The 20174-nt window shown below is 59.5% G+C and carries 18 protein-coding genes and 1 pseudogene; 11 read left to right on the top strand and 8 right to left on the bottom strand.

Annotated features, from left to right (window positions below; translation table 11 throughout):
- Positions 1 to 30 precede the first annotated feature (30 nt).
- From NKI49_RS27295 to NKI49_RS27280, 4 genes are all read left to right on the top strand, one after another.
- Positions 31 to 4869, top strand: coding sequence for a beta strand repeat-containing protein (locus tag NKI49_RS27295; RefSeq protein WP_352601466.1), 4839 nt, complete (start codon positions 31 to 33; stop codon positions 4867 to 4869).
- A gap of 1089 nt (positions 4870 to 5958) precedes the next feature.
- Complete coding sequence (locus NKI49_RS27290) at positions 5959 to 7314, top strand: selenium-binding family protein (protein ID WP_352601464.1); 1356 nt, start codon at positions 5959 to 5961, stop codon at positions 7312 to 7314.
- On the top strand, positions 7311 to 7682 hold the full coding sequence (locus NKI49_RS27285) for a 2Fe-2S iron-sulfur cluster-binding protein (protein WP_352449195.1): 372 nt from the start codon (positions 7311 to 7313) through the stop codon (positions 7680 to 7682). The genes NKI49_RS27290 and NKI49_RS27285 overlap by 4 nt, the downstream gene beginning before the upstream one ends.
- Before the next feature lie 5 nt (positions 7683 to 7687).
- Positions 7688 to 8137 carry a CoA-binding protein gene (locus tag NKI49_RS27280; protein ID WP_031212498.1) on the top strand — a complete coding sequence of 150 codons (450 nt, stop codon included), beginning with the start codon at positions 7688 to 7690 and terminating at the stop codon, positions 8135 to 8137.
- Positions 8138 to 8209: 72 nt separating this feature from the next.
- Here the strand turns inward: NKI49_RS27280 and NKI49_RS27275 are convergent, their stop codons facing one another.
- From NKI49_RS27275 to NKI49_RS33490, 3 genes and pseudogenes are all read right to left on the bottom strand, one after another.
- A complete protein-coding gene (locus tag NKI49_RS27275; protein ID WP_352601462.1) occupies positions 8210 to 9439 on the bottom strand; it encodes an NAD(P)-binding domain-containing protein in 1230 nt (409 codons plus the stop codon).
- A 59-nt stretch (positions 9440 to 9498) separates the two neighbouring features.
- Positions 9499 to 10056 carry an OsmC family protein gene (locus NKI49_RS27270; RefSeq protein ID WP_023679231.1) on the bottom strand — a complete coding sequence of 186 codons (558 nt, stop codon included), beginning with the start codon at positions 10054 to 10056 and terminating at the stop codon, positions 9499 to 9501.
- A gap of 386 nt (positions 10057 to 10442) precedes the next feature.
- Positions 10443 to 10605: pseudogene (locus NKI49_RS33490) on the bottom strand (integrase); the annotation flags it as partial.
- 439 nt (positions 10606 to 11044) lie between these two features.
- Between NKI49_RS33490 and NKI49_RS27265 the strand changes: the two are divergent.
- Both NKI49_RS27265 and NKI49_RS27260 read left to right on the top strand, forming a co-directional pair.
- A complete protein-coding gene (locus tag NKI49_RS27265) occupies positions 11045 to 11671 on the top strand; it encodes a class I SAM-dependent methyltransferase (RefSeq protein WP_352601460.1) in 627 nt (208 codons plus the stop codon).
- Positions 11672 to 12095: 424 nt separating this feature from the next.
- Entirely contained in the window at positions 12096 to 12341 is a 246-nt protein-coding gene (locus tag NKI49_RS27260) for a DUF982 domain-containing protein (RefSeq protein WP_352601458.1), read from the top strand.
- A 380-nt stretch (positions 12342 to 12721) separates the two neighbouring features.
- On the opposite strand, the gene NKI49_RS27255 is transcribed toward NKI49_RS27260, so the two are convergent.
- Positions 12722 to 13285: a HEPN domain-containing protein gene (locus NKI49_RS27255; RefSeq protein ID WP_352601456.1), complete on the bottom strand. Its 564-nt coding sequence runs from the start codon at positions 13283 to 13285 to the stop codon at positions 12722 to 12724.
- Complete coding sequence (locus NKI49_RS27250) at positions 13233 to 13628, bottom strand: nucleotidyltransferase domain-containing protein (protein ID WP_352601454.1); 396 nt, start codon at positions 13626 to 13628, stop codon at positions 13233 to 13235. The genes NKI49_RS27255 and NKI49_RS27250 overlap by 53 nt, the downstream gene beginning before the upstream one ends.
- A 400-nt stretch (positions 13629 to 14028) precedes the next feature.
- Between NKI49_RS27250 and NKI49_RS27245 the strand changes: the two genes are divergently transcribed.
- The gene (locus NKI49_RS27245; protein WP_352601452.1) at positions 14029 to 14265 is read left to right on the top strand and encodes a hypothetical protein; all 237 of its coding nucleotides are present in this window, start codon (positions 14029 to 14031) and stop codon (positions 14263 to 14265) included.
- A 343-nt stretch (positions 14266 to 14608) separates the two neighbouring features.
- On the opposite strand, the gene NKI49_RS27240 is transcribed toward NKI49_RS27245, so the two are convergent.
- Genes NKI49_RS27240 through NKI49_RS27230 form a run of 3 tightly spaced genes read right to left on the bottom strand, consistent with a single transcriptional unit; the run spans position 14609 to position 16667 of the window.
- A complete protein-coding gene (locus NKI49_RS27240) occupies positions 14609 to 15496 on the bottom strand; it encodes a hypothetical protein (protein WP_352601450.1) in 888 nt (295 codons plus the stop codon).
- Positions 15493 to 15903: a phage holin family protein gene (locus NKI49_RS27235; RefSeq protein WP_352601448.1), complete on the bottom strand. Its 411-nt coding sequence runs from the start codon at positions 15901 to 15903 to the stop codon at positions 15493 to 15495. Before NKI49_RS27235 ends, NKI49_RS27240 begins: the two co-directional genes overlap by 4 nt.
- On the bottom strand, positions 15900 to 16667 hold the full coding sequence (locus NKI49_RS27230) for a hypothetical protein (RefSeq protein ID WP_352601446.1): 768 nt from the start codon (positions 16665 to 16667) through the stop codon (positions 15900 to 15902). The genes NKI49_RS27235 and NKI49_RS27230 overlap by 4 nt, the downstream gene beginning before the upstream one ends.
- A 271-nt stretch (positions 16668 to 16938) precedes the next feature.
- On the opposite strand from NKI49_RS27230, the gene NKI49_RS27225 reads away from it, so the two are divergent.
- The 4 genes from NKI49_RS27225 (at position 16939) to NKI49_RS27210 (ending at position 19867) form a co-directional block, all read left to right on the top strand.
- Complete coding sequence (locus tag NKI49_RS27225) at positions 16939 to 18114, top strand: zinc-dependent alcohol dehydrogenase (RefSeq protein WP_352601444.1); 1176 nt, start codon at positions 16939 to 16941, stop codon at positions 18112 to 18114.
- A 9-nt stretch (positions 18115 to 18123) separates the two neighbouring features.
- On the top strand, positions 18124 to 18669 hold the full coding sequence (locus tag NKI49_RS27220) for a hypothetical protein (RefSeq protein WP_352601442.1): 546 nt from the start codon (positions 18124 to 18126) through the stop codon (positions 18667 to 18669).
- 481 nt (positions 18670 to 19150) lie between these two features.
- Positions 19151 to 19315 (top strand): hypothetical protein, encoded by a 165-nt coding sequence (locus NKI49_RS27215; protein WP_352601440.1) that lies wholly within the window; start codon positions 19151 to 19153, stop codon positions 19313 to 19315.
- A gap of 54 nt (positions 19316 to 19369) precedes the next feature.
- Positions 19370 to 19867, top strand: a complete 498-nt coding sequence (locus NKI49_RS27210) for a metallophosphoesterase family protein (protein WP_352601438.1) — start codon at positions 19370 to 19372, stop codon at positions 19865 to 19867.
- Positions 19868 to 20174 lie beyond the last annotated feature (307 nt).

The raw sequence follows: 20174 nt of genomic DNA, 5'->3' as shown, positions 1-20174 counted from the left end.
GCCACGGCGGCGGCTGGCGTCACCATCAGGTTGAATGGCCAGTCCGAAGGCTTTGCCATCACCGGCAGCGGCAGCGGCGACACCATCACCGGCGGCACTGGCGGCGACAGCATTACCGGTGGAGCGGGTGCGGACATCCTGACCGGCGGACTTGGCGCGGACACTTTTGTGATCGGCGCGGCGGCTGATGTGGCAGCGGCCGAGACCATCAATGGTACATTGGAGCAGTTAACTCTCGACACACTGCGGCTCGATGCGGCCGGCACCTACAGTTTTGCCGGCGTCACACTCACTAGCATCGACCGGATGATGCTGAACCAGGATGCGTCGGGCTTCAACCTTGTCCTGGCCAATGCGCAGGTCTCGTCGGCCGATGGCAACCTGGACGGCACGCTGGGCGACCTTCTGATCAATTCTGCCGTTGCAATGACCAATGGAGTGACGATCGATGCTTCGGGTCTTACTGGTGCTAATCGCATCACGGTGGACGGCACCAATCTCGGTGGCAGCGACATCATAACAGGTGGCGCAGGCGCTGATACGATTGCTGGTGGGGCAGGTGCGGATGCATTAACCGGTGGCGACGGCAACGATGTCTTCAATCTGTCCTTCGCCGATGCGGTTTCGGGCGAGACACTGGATGGCGGCAACGATATCGATACCATCCGCATTGCCGATGGCAGCGGTCATAGTGGAAACCTATCTGGCCAGGGTGTTATCCTGGCTGTCGAGACGCTGAGCAGCATCGAACGCCTGGAATTTGCTACAACAGCGTCGCCCAATTTCTGGCATCAGATAATCATTAATGCCAGCCAGATTGGCAGCGGACTATCAAGCTCGCTTGAGGTGCAGGGCGATGCCAACGGAAACATTATGATTGTCAGCGTTGATGCTAATCAGTCGGTGTCGTTGGCGGGCTGGACGTTCTCTGGATTTGGAGCCAACAACGGCGCAAGTGATCAGCTCTATCTCACCGGTTCCACCGGGGCCGAGACGATCACTGGATCGTCCTATGGAGACGTGATTAGTGGGGGTGTCGGTAACGACTATCTTACTGGTGGTGGCGGCGATGATGTCATCGATGGTGGTGATGGCACTGGTGATACCGCCATCTACACTGGCGCCTGGTTAGACTATATGGTGACCAATAATGGCGGTGGCTCGTATACTATTGCCGACAACCGGGCGCTCTCGCCCGACGGCACCGACACGGTGAGCAATGTCGAGAATTTCACCTTCTCTAATGGGACTTTTACAGCAAGACAGATTGCCAATGACCAGCCGACCCTGGCCATTGCCGACACTTCGGGTGATGTGACCGAGGGCGACGGCACGGCGAGCCTGAGCGACAGCGGGATTTTGAGCTTTGCCGATCTCGATACCAACGACGCGGTGACGGTATCGGAGACCTCCAACGCCGACATCGTCTGGAGCGGCGGCACGCTGAGTGCGGCTCTGGCAGCGACGCTGGTTGCGGGCTTCAGCGTGGACCAGGACAGCTGGGACTATACCACCAACGCCAGCCTCGATTTTCTCGGTGCGGGCGAGACCATCACCTTCTCCTATAACGTAGTAGCCACCGACGACAGCGGTGCACCCAATGCCGTATCTGCTGTCAAGACGGTGACCATCACTATCAATGGCACCAATGACGGGCCGGTTGCCACGAGTGACATCGGGGTGGGCGATCCCCTGTCTCTACCGTCCAACCTCATTGCTCGATGGTCAGCTGATGGGACCACCGAAGATGTTGTGGGCGATAATGATGGCGTACTGCAAAATGGTGCCTCATTTGCGACCGGCAAGTTCGGGCTAGCATTTAGTTTTGACGGTGTTGATGACGTTTTCCAGGCACCAACCACAGGATTGCCAGTTGGAAACAGTGACAGAACGCTTTCACTTTGGGTGAACGCAGATGCGTTTGTGAACAGTGAGTCGCTTCTGGCAGGCTATGGAAACTTCGGTAGTGGTGGTCAAACCTACCAGCTGGGCACATCCGGCAACACGCTCTTCTTTTCGCAATGGGGCAGCGCGGTGTTCGGCCCGTCTCTGCAAACCGGACAATGGTATAATGTTGCTGTCACTAATGTCGGCGACTCGGTGACCTTGTATTTGGATGGAGTCGCCGTCGGCTCAGGTACGATGTCTATCAATACCCCTGCGGGTACGGAGTTTTTGGCTGGTGCCCGTCCATCGGTCAATGTCCCCGGCTTATTGCAGGGCCAGGTGGATGACATTCAGCTCTACGATCGCGCGCTCACTGCCCAAGAAATCCAGTCCATCTACAACGCCGCTTCGCCCACTGGCAACGTGCTAGACAATGACACCGACGTGGACCACGGCGATAGCATGTCGGTGATTGGTGTTGCGGCAGGCACGTCGGCCGAAGATGTTTCGGGCCAGGTCGGATCAGCTGTTGTCGGCACCTATGGCGCTCTGACCCTCGGTTCGGACGGCGCCTGGAGCTACGAACGCGACAACAATGATCCCGATACACAACAGCTCGGCCAAGGCCAAGCCGCCTCCGACGTATTCACCTACACGATGACGGATACCCACGACGCTACGGCCACCACTACCTTGACCATCACCACCCACGGCAGCAATGACCAGCCGACGCTGGCCATTGCCGAGACTTCGGGTGATGTGACCGAGGGCGACGGCACGGCGAGCCTGAGCGACAGCGGGATTTTGAGCTTTGCCGATCTCGATACCACCGACGTGGTGACGGTATCGGAGACCTACAACAACGACATTGCCTGGAGCGGGGGCACGCTGAGTGCGGCGCAGCAGGCGGCGGTGATTTCGGGATTTAGCGTGAACCAGGACAGCTGGGACTATGCCACCAATGCCAATCTCGATTTTCTCGGTGCGGGCGAGACCATCACCCTCTCCTACGACCTTGTGGCTACCGACGACAGCGGGGCGCCCAATGCCGTATCTGCTGCCAAGACGGTGACCATCACCATCCACGGCACCAATGACCAGCCGACCCTGGCCATTGCCGACACTTCGGGTGATGTGACCGAGGGCGACGGCACGGCGAGCCTGAGCGACAGCGGGATTTTGAGCTTTGCCGATCTCGATACCAACGACGCGGTGACGGTATCGGAGACCTCCAACGCCGACATCGTCTGGAGCGGCGGCACGCTGAGTGCGGCTCTGGCAGCGACGCTGGTTGCGGGCTTCAGCGTGGACCAGGACAGCTGGGACTATACCACCAACGCCAGCCTCGATTTTCTCGGTGCGGGCGAGACCATCACCTTCTCCTATAACGTAGTAGCCACCGACGACAGCGGTGCACCCAATGCCGTATCTGCTGTCAAGACGGTGACCATCACTATCAATGGCACCAATGACGGGCCGGTTGCCACGAGTGACATCGGGGTGGGCGATCCCCTGTCTCTACCGTCCAACCTCATTGCTCGATGGTCAGCTGATGGGACCACCGAAGATGTTGTGGGCGATAATGATGGCGTACTGCAAAATGGTGCCTCATTTGCGACCGGCAAGTTCGGGCTAGCATTTAGTTTTGACGGTGTTGATGACGTTTTCCAGGCACCAACCACAGGATTGCCAGTTGGAAACAGTGACAGAACGCTTTCACTTTGGGTGAACGCAGATGCGTTTGTGAACAGTGAGTCGCTTCTGGCAGGCTATGGAAACTTCGGTAGTGGTGGTCAAACCTACCAGCTGGGCACATCCGGCAACACGCTCTTCTTTTCGCAATGGGGCAGCGCGGTGTTCGGCCCGTCTCTGCAAACCGGACAATGGTATAATGTTGCTGTCACTAATGTCGGCGACTCGGTGACCTTGTATTTGGATGGAGTCGCCGTCGGCTCAGGTACGATGTCTATCAATACCCCTGCGGGTACGGAGTTTTTGGCTGGTGCCCGTCCATCGGTCAATGTCCCCGGCTTATTGCAGGGCCAGGTGGATGACATTCAGCTCTACGATCGCGCGCTCACTGCCCAAGAAATCCAGTCCATCTACAACGCCGCTTCGCCCACTGGCAACGTGCTAGACAATGACACCGACGTGGACCACGGCGATAGCATGTCGGTGATTGGTGTTGCGGCAGGCACGTCGGCCGAAGATGTTTCGGGCCAGGTCGGATCAGCTGTTGTCGGCACCTATGGCGCTCTGACCCTCGGTTCGGACGGCGCCTGGAGCTACGAACGCGACAACAATGATCCCGATACACAACAGCTCGGCCAAGGCCAAGCCGCCTCCGACGTATTCACCTACACGATGACGGATACCCACGACGCTACGGCCACCACTACCTTGACCATCACCACCCACGGCAGCACATCGTCTTCGTCCGGCACCTTGGCCTTTGCCAACTTAGCGGACACCGGTTCCTCCAATAGTAACGAGATCACCAGAGATGACAGCTTTGATCTGAGCGCCACTGGCAATGACGCAGGCACGGTAAGCTATGAAGTCTCGACTAATGGCGGCCCGACCTGGAGTCCGACCACGCGGAGCCAGACCAGCACCGCCGGCAACGCTACGACCTACACCGGCCCGATTAGCGCCGGCGCCGACAGCTTCGATTTTTCGGCCCTCACAGATGGTTCGGATACAATCACCGCTTTCTCACGCGGAATAGATTCGTTGAGAGTATCTGCGGCGGGGTTTGGCGGCGGATTGGTGGCGGGTGGCGCAGTCACTCTTGTCACCACAGCCGATGCGGCTTCTGCATTGAATGGCGGAAGAGATGGCTATTTCATTTTCGATGATGATGGAGCCGGCGCTGGAACACTTTACTTCGATGCGACTGGTGGGACAGGAGAGGACGCGATAGCCTTTGCTCAGTTCACGGGTCTTCCTTCTTTCCTCCCCTCAGACATAGGCTTATTCTAATCAAGCAACCAATAACCGCCGATGACAAAATACAACCTCAATACTAAGACGGCGGCAACCGGAGGTTCGAATAGTAGTGAGCTGACCACTCCATGGATATGGCGGATATTTCTGCCATGTATGCATCTACATTACACACTATAAGGTGTACTAGATGGCTGTTGATCAGATAGCGTCACACAAGAAACCGCGGCCGACTGCGACAGCTCCCTTTTCGCGGATGACCCGGTGGTGCATCAAAAGCATTGTTGAGATCGAACGCTCCGACCATACATCATGAAGAAGAATCCAGCGTTGTCCGCGAGATGACGCCGAGAGGTCTCGGCAAGAGCTTGTTCTACGGTCATGCAACGCAACTCAGACAAGTCGTGCCTCCGGAAGCCGGCGTGGTCTATCGTTTCGAAGTAGTAGGGAACGCCACCGATATTGGTGCAGCACGCTTCGCGCATCTCTCGAGCAATGCGGCGCATGGAGGCACCACGTTTCGGGAAATAGATGCTGGCCACCGCCCCTACTGGCACCTAATTCTAGATGAAAGTTAGGACAGAAAGGCCGCCCAATCCCGATGGCCCAATTCCAGATTGCTCATCTAGGGCCGACCCCGCATTGGCCTCGATTGCGGCGGCTGACAGGCGAACACATTGGCTCTTTGCCGGTGCTGCCGGAGGTACCGAATAGGGCAACTCGTACCTTAAAGTTTTGACTTAACCTCGGCCATGCGAACATGGCCAGCTTCCCGTTCACCAAGGAATTTTTCTATCTCGGCGAGCGCTGACTGCGCTGAGGGCCCTTGGCCAAGGAACGATGTGCCCTTATCGCGCGTCAGCATGTTCGGGTGCCATGAACATCAAGCGAACCTGGGGGCTTTCACTTGGGCTTGGTCCAGGCACTGCTCTCCGATCACTCCGCCAACGTTCCCTCGGGATAAGAAGCTGGCGTTGGGTGGTCCCGCGGGGGCTCTGTCGCCAAGTTGTACGTCACGTGCGCACTTCACAATGCACGCGGCCATAGCGCCAATGCCAAGCATGCACTAACATTCCAGCTTGCCCCTTTGGGGCTGGCCAGTGATCTGTTCAAAGGGAAGTACCCATGACCAATCATTGCTGTGGACCGGGCTATGCTTCTCCAGCCGAGGCGATGACGGCACCTCGCGAAAAGCTGCTCTATACGATTGCCATCTACACCGGCACGGGCATTCAGAAGCCGGACTATCTTTGCACCATTGATGTCGACCCGGAGAGTTCGACCTACAGCCAGGTGATTTCGCGTTTGCAAATGCCGGGTATTGGCGATGAGCTCCATCACTCGGGCTGGAATGCCTGTTCGTCGTGCCACGGCGATGCGAGCATGGAGCGGAAATATCTGATCGTGCCGGGTGTGCGCTCGTCAAATCTGCATATTGTCGATTGCGGTACCGATCCGCGCAGCCCGACACTGTTCAAGGTGATAGACGGCGCTGAAATCAAAGCCAGGACCAACCTGTCGGCGCCTCACACGGTGCATTGCCTCGGCTCGGACATCATCGTTTCCATGCTTGGTGACGCCCAGGGCAATGCCCCCGGCGGCTATTTGCAACTCAGCAAGGAGTTCGAGATTGTCGGCCGTTGGGAAAACTCCATGGGCAGTATCAAGTTTGGTTATGATTTCTGGTACCAGCCGCGACACAACGTAATGGTCAGCTCGGAATGGGCCGCGCCCAATACCTTCATGCCGGGCTTTGACCTGGAAGAGGTTGGTCATCTGAAATATGGCCGAGAGATCCATTTCTGGGATTTTGAAAAGAAGGAGCCAAAGCAAACATTCTATCTCGGTGAAGATGGCTTGATCCCACTGGAAGTGCGATTCCATCATAACCCCGACAGCAGTCACGGCTTTGTTGGCGCGGCCCTTTCTGCAAATATCATCCATTGGTGGAAGGACGCGGCGGGTGACTGGCAATGGGAAAAAATCGTCGATGTCGGCAATGAGCCGCATCCCGAATGGCCGATACCAATACCGGGCGTGATCTCGGTCATTCTGCTCAGCATGGACGATAGATACCTCTATCTGTGCAACTGGTTGCATGGCGACATTCGTCAGTACGACATCTCGGACCCTCACAACGCCAAGCTTACCGGACAAGTGTGGATGGGCGGACTTCTCGGCCGTGCCTCTGAGGTCAATGGCGTGAAAGTGACTGGCGGGCCGCAGATGATACAGCTCAGCCTCGACGGCAAGCGCCTTTATGTGACGACCTCACTCTTCTCGACGTGGGATAATCAGTTCTATCCGGAAATCCGCACCAATGGCGGATGCATGCTGATGGTCAATTGCGATACGGAAAACGGCGGCATGGAAATCGATCCGCTATTCGTTGTTGATTTTGGTAAGGAACCAAATGGACCAAGCCGCTGCCACGAAACCCGTTATCCCGGGGGTGATTGCACGAGTGACATCTGGGTATGACCTGCTTCACCATCATTCTCGCCAATCAAGGCGGTGCGGCCTTTGACGTCGATCACCGCAAGCCCCTCTTGCAAAGCTTGCGCGAGCAGGGTGTGGATCTGCCGTATGGGTGCAAGTATGGCGGCTGCATAACCTGTGCGGCCAAAATAATCAGCGGCAAAGTCGATCAAAAAGCGCAGCGGGCGCTGAACAACCGCCAGATCAACAATGGCTATATAATCCTGTGCGTCGCCCGCCCTATGAGCGACTGCACGCTGGAGGTCGGCGTTGAGAGCCACGACAAGCTCTATCGCAATCCCTTCCTTGACCCGCTGGCCGCTCATGAATTGAAAGCCGATATTGCGACCCCGTTGGAAGCAAAGAAATGACCCATATGAATCATGATGAGCCCTATTCGGAGGCTTATCTGCAAGACATTCTGAAATCGGTCAAAACCATCGCGATGGTTGGGGCCAGCCCCGACAAAACTAAATTTTCTTATGGGGTACTCAGGGTGCTGCACGAAATCGGCTACGACATGATCCCGGTCAACCCCAGTCCCGGTCTGGATGAGATTAGAGGGCTTAAGGTGTACGCGTCACTAGCGGCCATCGACCGGCCTGTGGATATGGTTGAGGTTTTTCGCCGCTCCGAAGATCTGTTGGAAGTTGCACAGGAGGCCATCGCAATCAATGCCAAGGTTCTGTGGGGTCAGATTGGGGTGCGCGATGACGCTGCCGCCCAGTTGGCGGAGGAAGCGGGCTTGAAAGTGGTGATGAACCGCTGTCCCAAGATTGAGTTGTTCCGCCCCTTCTGGAAGCCAAAGCTGCATTTGGGAATATGACTGCAGGGGCGCAGAATTCGGGGGTGTACGGCAACCAACCTGTTCCCTCTGGAGTCTCAGACGTTGATTCTGCTAGCAGAATGAATTTTGCCCGAGGTACGATGCCAGATGATCGCTGAGATCACGCGCATCGTCGCCAGCGCCGTCGATCAGAGCAGACTTGCGGCGGCGCAGAAACTGCGTCCCCATCAGGTACAGGCCCGGATATTCCGCTACACCGCCGTCGTGACGGACGTGGCCCTTGCGGTCGAGGACCGGCAGTTCCAGCCAGGAGTAGTCCGGCCGGTAGCCGGTGGCCCAGATGATCGTCCTGATAGCGCCTCCGGCAAGATCGAGGCCGAGCGGCGGGCTGTCCTCGACACGGGTCGGCGGCGGGCGATCCGGCGGCCCGACCGTAGCGTCCAGGCCGTTGGCGCGCGCCCATTCGTCGATGAGGTCGAGCAGTCGGGCCATCTTGAGATCGGAAAGCGCGCACATGTTGCGCAACGACCCCGCAAACTGGGCCTTGCCGTCTTCGGTGATGCCGGCAAGACGACCGATGAGCCTGACGCCGAGGTCGTCGAGCGCATTGAGGTCGAGGGTGGTGCGGTCGGGCGTGCCGGCAAGCTGTAGCGAAGGAACCCGTCGCGCCCGCCTGATGTCGTCCACCTCGTCGTAACGCTCGTCGAGCACGCCGGCGGCGTCCATCCACCATTCCAGGTCCTTGCCGCGATAGACGCGGGGCGCCCGAATGTGCTCGCCCACCGACAGGGTCACTTGACGCCCCGAACGCTGCAGCTCCTGTGCGATCTGGGTGCCGCTCGACGACGCGCCCACCACCATCACGCCGCCATCGGCGACCTGACCCGGATTGCGGTAGGACTGTGCCGTCAGCATGGCGACCGACGGCGGCACGTGGCTGGCGACGTCGGGCAGGCGCGCGATGTTGCACGCGCCCGACGCCAGCACGACGATCCGACACCGCCACTCGCCGCGGTCCGTGCGCACAAGATACCCCGCCCCGTCGCTGCGAACCGAGGTCACGGTCGTGTGGGTTCTGACCGGAGCCGAGATCGCGTTGGCATAGTTCCCGAGGAAGTCGATCACCTCAGGCATCGTCCGGTAGCCGTCGGGATCGTCGCCGTCGTAGCGGAAGCCCGGCAGCCGGCTCTGCCAGTTCGGGGTGAGCAGCCGCAGTGAATCCCATCGCTCGGTGCGCCAGGTATGGGCGATCTCGCCGCGCTCCAGCAGCACATGATCGATAGAGCGCTCCGCGAGGCAGCGGCTCATCGCGAGCCCCGCGTGCCCCGCGCCGACGATCACTGTGGTGACGGAACTAATCGCACCCTCTCATCAGGAGAGTCTACGGTTCGAAGCGCCTTTCAATTCACCACGACCGTGACGTTCGTCGGATTGGTAACAATGTCATAGACCGCCGACCGCTTCTGCGACTGAGCGACGATAGCCTCGATGTCCTCGCGCTTGGCGTCGGCGTCGATGTTGTATTTCACCGTGATGCCGCTGAAGCCGTTGCGCACGTCGCTGTCGATGCCGAGTATTCCGGCGAGATCCATGTCGCCTTCGATGGTCGCCTTCACCGACTTCAACTGGATATTCCGGTTCTGGGCAACCGCGGCGATGCCGGCGGTCAGGCAACTCGCCAGTCCGACCAGCACGTATTCGACGGGTGTGGCGCCCTTGTCCTGGGAAGCGAAGACCTCCGGATGGTCTGCGTCGAATGTGAAGGTGGTCTTGCGATGCTGATCCTCGCCGAGACCGTAGAAGCTCTCGACCGACGAGTGGCTGTGGGTGCCATCCTTCCATTCGCAGGCCGCGCGCCACTTGAACTGCGCCGCCTCCGGGGCGTTGGTAAGTGCTTCGCGTGCGCCGAGCAGCGCCTCTACGTTAACGCCGTTGTTTGCCTGTACTTCGGAAGCCATAATTATTATCCTCCCTACCTTGCACTGGCTCAAAAACCTGACCGATCTCACTGACCTCCCGATCAGATTTCACCATGGCGCGGCATGCTATGGGTAGCGAAGCGTTTCTTCAAGTTGTTTCCGCTGCGGCATGTTCGCCCTCCGAGTTGCGCCTTTGCAGGCTCTGGCGCGACCACGACCTTCAGCGTGGTCAATTGCAGTGTCTGCTTCCGGGCGGAGGCAAAGTTCGCCTCTATGGCCGACATGAGGCGCAGAGCTGTCCTTCGAGTCGTGAAGGCGCACGTCGGCTCCGTCTTCGCAGCACCGAGCCAGATGGGCGGCCTTCCGTCACCGCGTCATCATCGAGCAGACTTCAATGATATTTTTCCACAAGGGGGTTTGCGGCGGCCTGTGTTGCGCCGATATTCGGCATTCCAGTCAATGCCTGGGACCGGGTTATCCGCCGGCAGCGTGCGAGCGAACGCTTGCGGGCATGATTGTAGACGGCGCGTAGCGTCCGCGTGCAGAATTGGCGATGTAGGCGCCGTTCTCCTTGGTGAGTTTCTCGTGTCGCACCGTCACTAGGGAAGGTGACCGCTGACGGAACCTTGCCGTCGCAAAGGAGTTGTGCCCCGGTCGAGCAGGGTCTCCCCACTCATGGCTTAGCATCATCAATCAGGGCAGATGTCGGCCGCGAACGCTGTTCGGCGAATGGTTGCGTCCGATGAGACCCGCCGCTACCTGCACCAGGTGTTGGATTTGAAGGTCGATGCGGACCTGCCTAGCCATTGGGGCACACTCCTTGCTGCGCTTGATCAGAAAGGACGACAAGAACCGTCCGAAACCCCCTGATTGAAGCTCGAATGTGGGCTATCAACTTTGGTAGGTTCGGTAGGGTCTCAGATCGAGTTTCTGCTATGGCTGGAAAGCAAATCGTGCACGATGTCACCAACTGCGGCCTAATGGGTTCTCTTCATCGGGGCGCCTGTCCAGAGGGAGGAGCGCTAGGATGAGCACCGACCGGGACACTGTGCGGACCTATGATGCGGTCGCGGCGGAGTACGCTGCCGAGGCCGCGGCGGTGCCCAAATGGGTCGCGTCAGAGATCGATGCGTTCGTGACCGATTTGGGCGGCTCCGGCAGGGTGCTGGAGATCGGAAGCGGTGGCGGGCGAGATGCACTCGAGCTTGAGAAGCGGGGAATTAGCGTCCGGCGCACCGACATTGCGAAAGGTTTCGTCGAACTGCTTCGCGAGGCTGGCTTCGAGGCCGACCTGTTGGACCCGCTGACCGAAGACCTGGCCGACCCGCAGCGTCCCGGCACGCCATACGACGGGATATGGGCCTGTGCCTGCCTGATTCACGTCGCGCGCGAGGATTTCGGCACGGTGCTTGGACGGCTTGCCGAGGCGACGCGAACCGGTGGTCGACTACACGCCTCGGTGAGAGACGGCGATGGCGAGGATGTGTCCAGACATGGCGGCGATGCCGCGCCTCGGCGTTATGCCGAGACCTACTGGCGCGAGCCTGCCCTGCGGTCCGCACTCACGGACGCCGGCTGGATCGTCAGCGAGATACGTCGATGCATGGGAAAGCCCGACGATTGGTGGCTGAGCGTTCGCGCGAGTCGGGCATGACGCGCACAGAGCTCTGGGCTCGGATGGAGGCGGTGTATCACGTCCGCATGTGGCGCCAAGGGGGGTTAGCTCGAACTTCCGGTTTGTGTCGAGAGCCGAAATCAAACTGAGACACTGCCGTACATTCCGAACCTTGATTTCTTCGTCTGGTGACCCATAAGATGGCCGCTTGGGTTTCTCCGCGATGGGGGTGGGCGATAAAATCTCAAGCGGTTCATAAGCCGGTGGGCACAGCGGCGGAATTGGTCGAGGCGGTGATCCGTCCCTTCCCGATTGGCAGCATCGTCTCAGTCCGAGACACCGTTGCCGCAGTTCGCAAAGTTGACCCAGATTTAGAAGTGACCGACTGCGAATTGGTCGAGACCATCATGGACTTGGCCACCCTTCATGGTCGGTTCGTGCTGTTCGACCTCCGAGAGCCCTGATGGGCCTCCATTGGTTCACCCCTCCGGTCTCGGTAAGAACCGGTAAGCCGGGCATCACGTACAACTGCAACAATGTCGAGGGTGCAGCTCGGGAACTCATGGGGTGGAGCAATCGTGGCCCGAAATGGGATCTTGCCGTGCGCGCCTGCATGTCCTGTTTAGCTGGCGATATGACGCCCGAGGATGTCCGTAAAGCGTTTATTGCCGCTGCTGAGGAGGCGGGTAAGCTGCTAGCCAGCGGCTGAATCTCTGGCCTACTCAGTACAGTGTCATGCTCCACCCGCAGGTCGCACAAGCTGATCCCCTCCTGGACTTCACTCGACCTGTGGGCTTGGCCGGATAACGCGGCCGACACCCGGATCAGAGGTCGAGGACTTCTATCCCCGTGGGCCCGTGCAGATCTGCGAGGGCGTAGACCACGCGATCACCAACTCTCGACAGGCAGGTCGAGTGCCGTATGTGCGATGCTTGTCAACCGTTCTGGGGCAAAAGATTGGCGACCTCCTTCGTCTTGAGCCGACGGAGGGAAGGTGTCTGACGGTGACATGGTTGGTTCGCACCAGATGCAGGTGCGCCGAGGAGAGGCTTACAGGAAATGCGGCAAGCCTCCATATCCCGCTGGTTGTTACGAGCAGGCGGTTTCCTTCATTTGCGTCAGATGCTCCACGCAGATCAGTTCGGCGCACGTGTGAAGTTCCGCAGTCCGGTCGGCCAGCCAGACAAGTGCCTCCTCGCTTATCTCATAATGCTTGGAATAGCGGGCCTTCACATAGGCTTCGTTCAGCGTGTTTAACCAGGCGCGATGACGCTGCTGCTCACGCGGCCAAGCTCCAGACAACCGCCGATCATGGTCCTCGGCCAAGGCCCTGAGAAAACTCAGCTTGTGCGACGGTGGGCTGTAGTTGGTGAGCACCAGCAGCAGTGTCGAATAGGTGTGCTCGATGGGCTGATGGAGAAGGAAAGCACTTTCCTTAAGCATACCACCCGACAAAGCTATGGCTGACAATCGATGGAAGTTCGCCGACATGGGCATGCGATTATGAAAATGCTCCAGCGCGAGTTTGAGCGCATCCGCGGGACTCTGGGGCTTCGGCTCGGCCAGCGGCTCGTCGTCGAGTTCGTAGAGGACAATGCCCTCACGGCGGATGTCGGTGAAAAAGTACTGTCCCTGCCGCAGTGCCGTGTTCACGAAGCGGCGGCTGTGTACGATGAAGCGTAGGCGTCTTGATGGCGCGATCGCGCTCCAGCCGGTCCTTCGCCTTGTACCAGTAGGCGAAATCGGAAAGCTTGTTGTTGTTGACGATCACCAGCAGATCGAAATCGCTGCGATAGCCCTTCATCGTCAGCGGCTCGTCGACCCAGTCGCCGCGGGCGTACGAGCCGAACAAGATGATTTTCAGGATACGGCCGTTCTTCTTCCACTCCGCGCTGCTTTCGGCTAGCGCGTCCTCGAATTCGGCATGCAGGATTTCGACCACACGGGCCAGTTCCTCCTGCTTGTGCTCCGGCAAATGATCGATGCTGGTTTTCATCCTGGTCGGTTCAACGGTCGGTGAATGCAACTGGGGGTCGAAGTGCTGGTTATAGCAGGCTCGACCTAGGCGAAAGTCCGCTGGTGCCTGCCTTGGCCGGCGGGGTCTTGTGATGATCGAACTGAGTGAGACGCTCACTTGTGTTTGGCCTTTGCGACTAATTTTCCTGCACCTCAACCCGCTCATGCGGTGGGTGAGGAAGCGTCGATTGCCAGCTCACCGGGCGTAAGCCGTGCCGGCCGTCCTTGTCGGGGGCTGCAGAATGGCCACGGCAGTACCGACGCAGCGTTAAAATTCCGAAGGATCGGGCGGCAGCCACGCTCCACTTGCCAAGACGCGAGCCCGAGCCTTCGGGCGGGAACATTGGTTGCCGGATTACGTTTTTAGTTCATGAGACGGAATGGGCGCGGTGATGAACGCGTTGGTGAAAGAAATCCTGAGCGGCGTGGCTGAAATGCTACCGACTCTGGTCCAAAGGGAGAGAGGCCCGCGTGAGCAACTGCCCGTCGACGCGCCGAACTTTCCCAATGATCTGGAGCCGGTAATCCGGGCCGAGCCGCCCGTCACATCCCACCCTCAAGACCGCGACGACCAGCAGGACCAGCAGAAACCTAAACCCTTAGCGGCGAGGCACTGAGCGCAAGGCCGCTCGGCAATCGGGCGTTCCTCACCAGCGATTGCCGCTCGACCGCTAACTAAGATCGGTCCCGCAAAAGCTGGTGCGCGCTCGCAGATGGAAACCATACTGCCATTGCTCCATTGTTTTTCGCGGCGGCTGAAACGCAGCTTGGCGAAAGCTTAGTTGCTGGCGGCAGGACCTGGCCCCCATTTCCCTCCCCTGCCACGCGCCCTCCTTTCTGGCAGCGCCCAGCAATCAACAGCACCTTTCTGATTTTCTCGCAGTCATGTTGGCACTCTGAGAACCGCCGAGGCGCCGAGTGAAATGTTTCGAGGAATGAGTTTGCTTGATGGGTGCCGCGCTACGAGGTCGATCCGGAGTCCTGTCCTGGTGTGGGCAGCCGATCCCGAATGGCTTCCTCCGCCTCGATGGCTGTCGATCTCGCAACCTTTTCCGCCTTGCCAGCCAACGTTTGTGAGCCCGAGTCAGAACTCTGCCGGTCGGCCTCTTCCTTCCCTGCCACGTAAGCCTCGGATGCAACCTCCTTGGCTGTTTCGAGTCCCTGCTCGAGAACCTGTCTGGCGCTGTTACGAAGTTCTTTGTTGTACGCGCCGACCTGCTCATCTTCCGTCTGCGTATGCGGCAGCATCGCGCCGATGACAGTTCCCAAAACGAGACCGACAGCAGCCACCGCCAGCGGTTCACTTTCCAGAAGGTCCTGGGCCGACCGGCTTGCCTGCGCTGCGCCTGAACCCAACAGTCCAGCGGTGCCAGTCAGCGTGCTCTTGGCGCTGCTTGCGGCACTTGCCGCCGTGTCGGTGACACCAGCCACGGCCGAAGCCATCGAATCCGCGGCATCGGAAAGCTTGTCACCCAGCCGGGAGCTTGCCTCGCCAACACCGGAGCCACCACTTTGCGACTGGTTGTAGCCGGAGAAGTCAGTCACGCCTCCATCCCCAGCGTCGTCAGTCCTGGTGGAACTGCTGAGGCCTTCGGCTGACGTGCCCTTGCCAAGCATCAGCCAGGCTAGCCCCGCGCCGACCATGGTCAATGGCAGGGGGTTGTCACGCACCTGCGTCCTTAAATTGTTCATCATCGATGAAAGATCGCCGCCGGCGAACATTCCGGTGAATTCGTCAAACAACTGGCCAGGAGTCATCTTGCTGCGGATCGAGTCCGCGGTGCTTGTCAGCTTCGCGCGTGCGATCTCGGCATCACGCTCGAGTTCGGCTGCGGATTTGTCGTTCATCTCAGCTGTTCCTTGATTACGCGCGCATCACGTTTGAGCTGGTCCTGTGTGCGCTCGGGCGTCAACTCGGAGGCATTCATGCTCGCTTTGCCGGTGCGCAAGAGAATGACGCCAAGACCGGCGACGACCACGCCGACCAGCAGCGAGGACCATCCTGGTCCAAGGCCGGCGCTCGCCAACGCAATCACCAGCGCCTGCAGCAGAACCACTAAGGCGGCGATAAGACATATGGCACCCCCCAGAACCTCGACTGCACCTGCGCCGGCATTGCTTGCCTTTTCGGCTAACTCGGCGCGCAACAGCCGCCCCTCCGTCTGAAGAAGGGTTGTCACCTGCTGCGCGAGATCGCTTACCAGCATCGCGAGACTGCGATTGTCGGCGGGGCTGCGGTCATTAGTGTTGCTCATGGGTTTCCTCCAGCGCTCGTATCCGTCGTGCCGCGTGAGGAGCCGCCAGATTGCCCCATGCCGCGGCGCGCGGACTCGCCCGATGGCGCAACGCTCTCGGTCATGGCGGGCGATTTGGCACCGGCTGTTGCTGCAGGTTTATCCGGGGATGTCGAACCGGATGGTGGCGAACTCTTCAGGAAACGCGCCAGCGCCAGACCGGCCAGAACCGAACTCGCAAACAACACACCCGAATTGTTGCGGCCAAAGGATCGGACCTCGCCGAGCACGTCCTGGAAAGGTTTGTCTTTCAGCGAGGAAGACAGGCGCTCCAGCCCGCCGGCGGCATCAAGGGCAAGCTTGGACGCGGTCCGCTGTTCGTTGTTGGCCAGATGCTCGCTCGCCGCCCGCATCGCTCCGCTGATCGCCTTCAGATTGGCGCTGATGTCGCGCTGGGCTCCCTGCGCTTTGTCGAACAATACCTGCTTGGTTTCGGCCGCGTAGTCTCCGGCCTTGCGGGTCAGGTCATCGCCAGCATCGTGAAGCGCCTCCCTGGCACTTCGCATCTCCTGGTCCAGCCTGTCGGCCACTTCGCTACGGGCTGTCTCGAAATCGGCCGCGTTTCGGCCCTGATCGCCTTCGCGTTGCATGACCCCTCCTAGTGGAAGCCGAGGAAGGAGAGGATCGCAAGCACGATGACAATCAAGCCGACGAGATAAATGACACTGTTCATGGCACATCTCCTCGATTGGCAAATCAACATTAGCGGGAGCATCATGTTCCATCGCACCGGCACTTTTTTTCGCGCTACGCCGCACAGCTTGCGCCGTCCAGCAGCGCCGAAACACCGCGGTTACAGCGTGCCGGCCAAAGGGTGCTTGCCTAAGCTCTGACCAGCCCGGGAATATCTTAGATTTTTTCGGAGGTCCGGAACATCGACCAACTCTTCCGGTTGGGCTGTCAGCTGGCCCATTGGATCATCTGAACGGCGCTGGCTCGCTTTCGGAGAAAACGCTCAGTCCCTATTTGGCGGATCCGGCAACAGAGGAGGGAGCGATGCGGGCGTTGGTTTGGCACGGCAAGGAAGACATACGTTGCGATGAAGTTTCCGATCCGGAAATCGAGGCGGAACGCGACGCCATCATCAAGGTGACGAGTTGCGCGATCTGCGGCTCCGATCTCCACCTCTACCACAACTTCGTTCCAGCCATGCTGCCAGGCGACATCATGGGCCATGAGATGATGGGGGAAGTCGTCGAGGTGGGCTCAGGCGTCGGCAGTGCCCTCAGGAAGGGCGACCGCATCGTAGTACCCTTCACCATTATTTGCGGTCAGTGCGACCAGTGCAAGCGGCAGAACTTTTCTGTCTGCGAACGCTCAAACCGCAACAAGAACATGGCCGATAAGGTGTTTGGGCATGCCACGGCGGGCCTGTTCGGATATACCCATCTGACCGGCGGCTACCCCGGCGGACAGGCCGAATATATGCGGGTCCCGTTTGCCGACAGCACGCATATCAAGGTGCCGGACAGCCTGACCGACGAGCAGGCGCTGTTCCTCGGCGACATCTTTCCCACAGGCTGGCAGGCGGCGGTCCAGTGCGACATCGCACCTTCCGACACGGTGGCGGTTTGGGGCTGCGGTCCGGTCGGACAGATGGCCATACGCAGCGCCGTGCTGCTCGGGGCGAAGCAGGTGATGGCGATAGACTGCCTGCCGGAGCGGCTGTCCATGGCCGAAGCCGGTGGCGCAATACCAATCAACTTCCGCGAGGACAGCGTCGTTGAGCGACTGAACGACCTTACCGACGGCAAAGGCCCCGAAAAATGCATCGACTGCGTTGGGATGGAAAGCCATGTCTCGCTGGCTATGCCGGACACCGTCTATGACCGCGCAAAGCAGGTGATGCTGATGGAAAACGACCGGCCAAACGTGCTGCGTGAGATGATCTATGTCTGCCGGCCTGCCGGCGTGATCTCGATCCCCGGCGTCTATAGCGGGTTGGTCGACAAGGTTCCGATGGGACAGGCAATGAACAAGGGCCTGACTTTCCGCATGGGACAGACCCATGTGAATCGCTGGACCGATGATCTGTTGCGTCGCATCGGGGAGGGTCAGATCGACCCGTCTTTCGTCATCACCCATACCGTCGGGCTCAAGCAAGGACCCGAAATGTACAAAGTGTTCCGCGACAAGCAGGACAGCTGCATCAAAGTGGTGTTGAAGCCCTAGGAAGAGGTCATGAACGTGCTTGCGAAAATAACCGCCATCACCAGATCGCCAGGCGATCCCAAAATCCTGAAAACCGGTCCGAGTTCGCTCGGAGCGACCGACAAACTCGCGCGCAAGCTCGGCTGGTTCAGCATAGCGCTGGGCGTTGTCGAGCTGGTGGGGGCTGAACGCATTGCCGGCGCGCTTGGCTTGCGCGGCAAGGCAAATCTGATCCGCGCTTACGGGGCGCGTGAAATCGGCAGCGGCATTCTCTCGCTTTCGGTCGACAAGCGGACCGGGCTGTGGAGCCGCGTGGCCGGCGATGGGTTGGACATGGCCACGCTGCTGGCGGCGTTTCGTCGTGACAATCCCAGGCGCGACAATGTCGGGCTTGCACTTGCCCTCGTGGCCGGCGTGGCGTTGCTCGACATCCTCGGCGCTCAACGCCTGACCACCCGGCACGCACGCGGACAGGCCCGACCGCGCGACTATGGCGACCGCAGCGGCTTTCCCCGCGGTGTGGCGGCGTCGCGAGGGTTGGCCAGCCCGGATCGCACTCAAGCCGGCGGTGACTGACCCATCGGCCGCACGCGCCTTGGCCCCGCGCGAGGCGTTCAGGGTCGCGAGCTTGCCGATCATGGCGAGAGCCGCCTCAGGAGCGCTTTGACGAACCATGTTGCCCTGGTCCGCACCGATAGCGGTGGAACCGGCGCCCTCGGCATGACCCAACTGGGCATCGCGCTCGAGTGAAATGTCCCCGGAACAAACGCACGGTCTCGTAGTTCGAGGCAGGCAGCGGTCCTCCACAGCTGCACCATCGGAAGAGCGATGGCCCGCGCCGGCTCACCTCCCTACGGCGCGGGCACTGATGGCTCTCGAGGTTCCGGACCTCCGCTGCCGCGGCTATTGTTCGGCTGACGCCTTGGCGATGCTGGGCTAGACATCGTTCTTGGGGAACGTTGACTGCTAAGGTTGCTTGGCAGCCTTGAGTGACTCGGCCTAGGGGAACAACATGGCACGCTGGTAGTTCAGTCAGTCAGCAGGCGACAGAGATCCAATGGGCAAGAAGGCCAAGCAACACAGGCAGTTTCTGGCAGCTCGCGAGCGTGCGATCGAGGCCGCCTATTTTGCGCGCAAGTGCGGCCTCACCAAAGAGGAAGCGCTCAAGATCCTCAAGGAGGCGGCGCATCAGGATGGTTGGCGAAGTCAGGCGGCCATCTAGCGATCGGATGTAAAGGCGACCGTCACCATTGCTGATCACAACCGGTTGCCGAGGATGATCTTCTTTACCGCCGACACCCATTTCAGCGATCCGCGCATTCTGCGCCTCGACCGGCGCCCTTTCAGTTCGTTGAAGGAGCACGATGTGACGCTGGCTGCGCGTTGGAACGAGACTGTTGCTCCTGATGACGAGGTCTGGCACCTCGGCGATTTTGCCAAGGGTCCGGCCTCGACCGTATCTACGCTGCTGTCCTGCCTCAACGGGCGCAAGCACCTGATTATCGGCAACAACGATGGTGCAGCCACGATCGAAGCGTCAGCTTGGACAAGTGTGAACCACTACAAGGAGCTTGCGCTGGACGGCAGTTTTTTGGTGCTTTGCCACTATCCTTTTCGCACCTGGAACCAGATCGGCAAAAAATCGATCAATCTGCACGGCCATTCCCATGGCCGACTGAACCCGATACCGCGCCAGTATGATGTCGGCGTCGACAGTTGGGATTTTCGTCCGGTTACCCTTGCTGCCATTCAGGTCAGACGCCGCCGACGTTAGCGAGAGCGCGGCAGAATTTTGCGCGGGGCAGCGTCTTGAGCTTGGTGGAGGGCAAGCGGAGAACCGATGGTTGGCACTCCTGTCACGGCGACTTAACTTAGGTCGCAAAGGAGAACCAGCTCATACGCTACGTGGACAAAGCAGTGGGCCGGGTGCTCGCCACACGGCTTTTGCAATATGCGGAGATCCCGCCATTCACGATATGCTGTCCTTCCTCATCATTCTGCACCAGCTATGACTCGCGCCCGCTGATGACATGGGCGGATTGGCGACCTCGCTGCAACGTGGCCCAACTCCTTCCCGTGGC

This window comes from Mesorhizobium sp. M0587 (assembly GCF_040320945.1).
Classification (GTDB): domain Bacteria; phylum Pseudomonadota; class Alphaproteobacteria; order Rhizobiales; family Rhizobiaceae; genus Mesorhizobium.
The sequence above is the reverse complement of the archived record's forward strand: the minus strand, read 5'-3'. Positions and strand labels throughout refer to the sequence as shown.

What these genes read in the sequence shown, in the direction of transcription:
- NKI49_RS27290 (WP_352601464.1), top strand. Translation starts at nt 5,959, where the DNA reads ATGACCAATCATTGCTGTGGACCGGGCTATGCTTCTCCAGCCGAGGCG.
- NKI49_RS27285 (WP_352449195.1), top strand. Translation starts at nt 7,311, where the DNA reads ATGACCTGCTTCACCATCATTCTCGCCAATCAAGGCGGTGCGGCCTTT.
- NKI49_RS27280 (WP_031212498.1), top strand. Translation starts at nt 7,688, where the DNA reads ATGAATCATGATGAGCCCTATTCGGAGGCTTATCTGCAAGACATTCTG.
- NKI49_RS27270 (WP_023679231.1), bottom strand. Translation starts at nt 10,056, where the DNA reads ATGGCTTCCGAAGTACAGGCAAACAACGGCGTTAACGTAGAGGCGCTG.
- NKI49_RS27265 (WP_352601460.1), top strand. Translation starts at nt 11,045, where the DNA reads ATGAGCACCGACCGGGACACTGTGCGGACCTATGATGCGGTCGCGGCG.
- NKI49_RS27260 (WP_352601458.1), top strand. Translation starts at nt 12,096, where the DNA reads ATGGGCCTCCATTGGTTCACCCCTCCGGTCTCGGTAAGAACCGGTAAG.
- NKI49_RS27250 (WP_352601454.1), bottom strand. Translation starts at nt 13,628, where the DNA reads ATGAAAACCAGCATCGATCATTTGCCGGAGCACAAGCAGGAGGAACTG.
- NKI49_RS27245 (WP_352601452.1), top strand. Translation starts at nt 14,029, where the DNA reads ATGGGCGCGGTGATGAACGCGTTGGTGAAAGAAATCCTGAGCGGCGTG.
- NKI49_RS27240 (WP_352601450.1), bottom strand. Translation starts at nt 15,496, where the DNA reads ATGAACGACAAATCCGCAGCCGAACTCGAGCGTGATGCCGAGATCGCA.
- NKI49_RS27235 (WP_352601448.1), bottom strand. Translation starts at nt 15,903, where the DNA reads ATGAGCAACACTAATGACCGCAGCCCCGCCGACAATCGCAGTCTCGCG.
- NKI49_RS27230 (WP_352601446.1), bottom strand. Translation starts at nt 16,667, where the DNA reads ATGGAACATGATGCTCCCGCTAATGTTGATTTGCCAATCGAGGAGATG.
- NKI49_RS27225 (WP_352601444.1), top strand. Translation starts at nt 16,939, where the DNA reads ATGCGGGCGTTGGTTTGGCACGGCAAGGAAGACATACGTTGCGATGAA.
- NKI49_RS27220 (WP_352601442.1), top strand. Translation starts at nt 18,124, where the DNA reads ATGAACGTGCTTGCGAAAATAACCGCCATCACCAGATCGCCAGGCGAT.
- NKI49_RS27215 (WP_352601440.1), top strand. Translation starts at nt 19,151, where the DNA reads ATGGGCAAGAAGGCCAAGCAACACAGGCAGTTTCTGGCAGCTCGCGAG.
- NKI49_RS27210 (WP_352601438.1), top strand. Translation starts at nt 19,370, where the DNA reads ATGATCTTCTTTACCGCCGACACCCATTTCAGCGATCCGCGCATTCTG.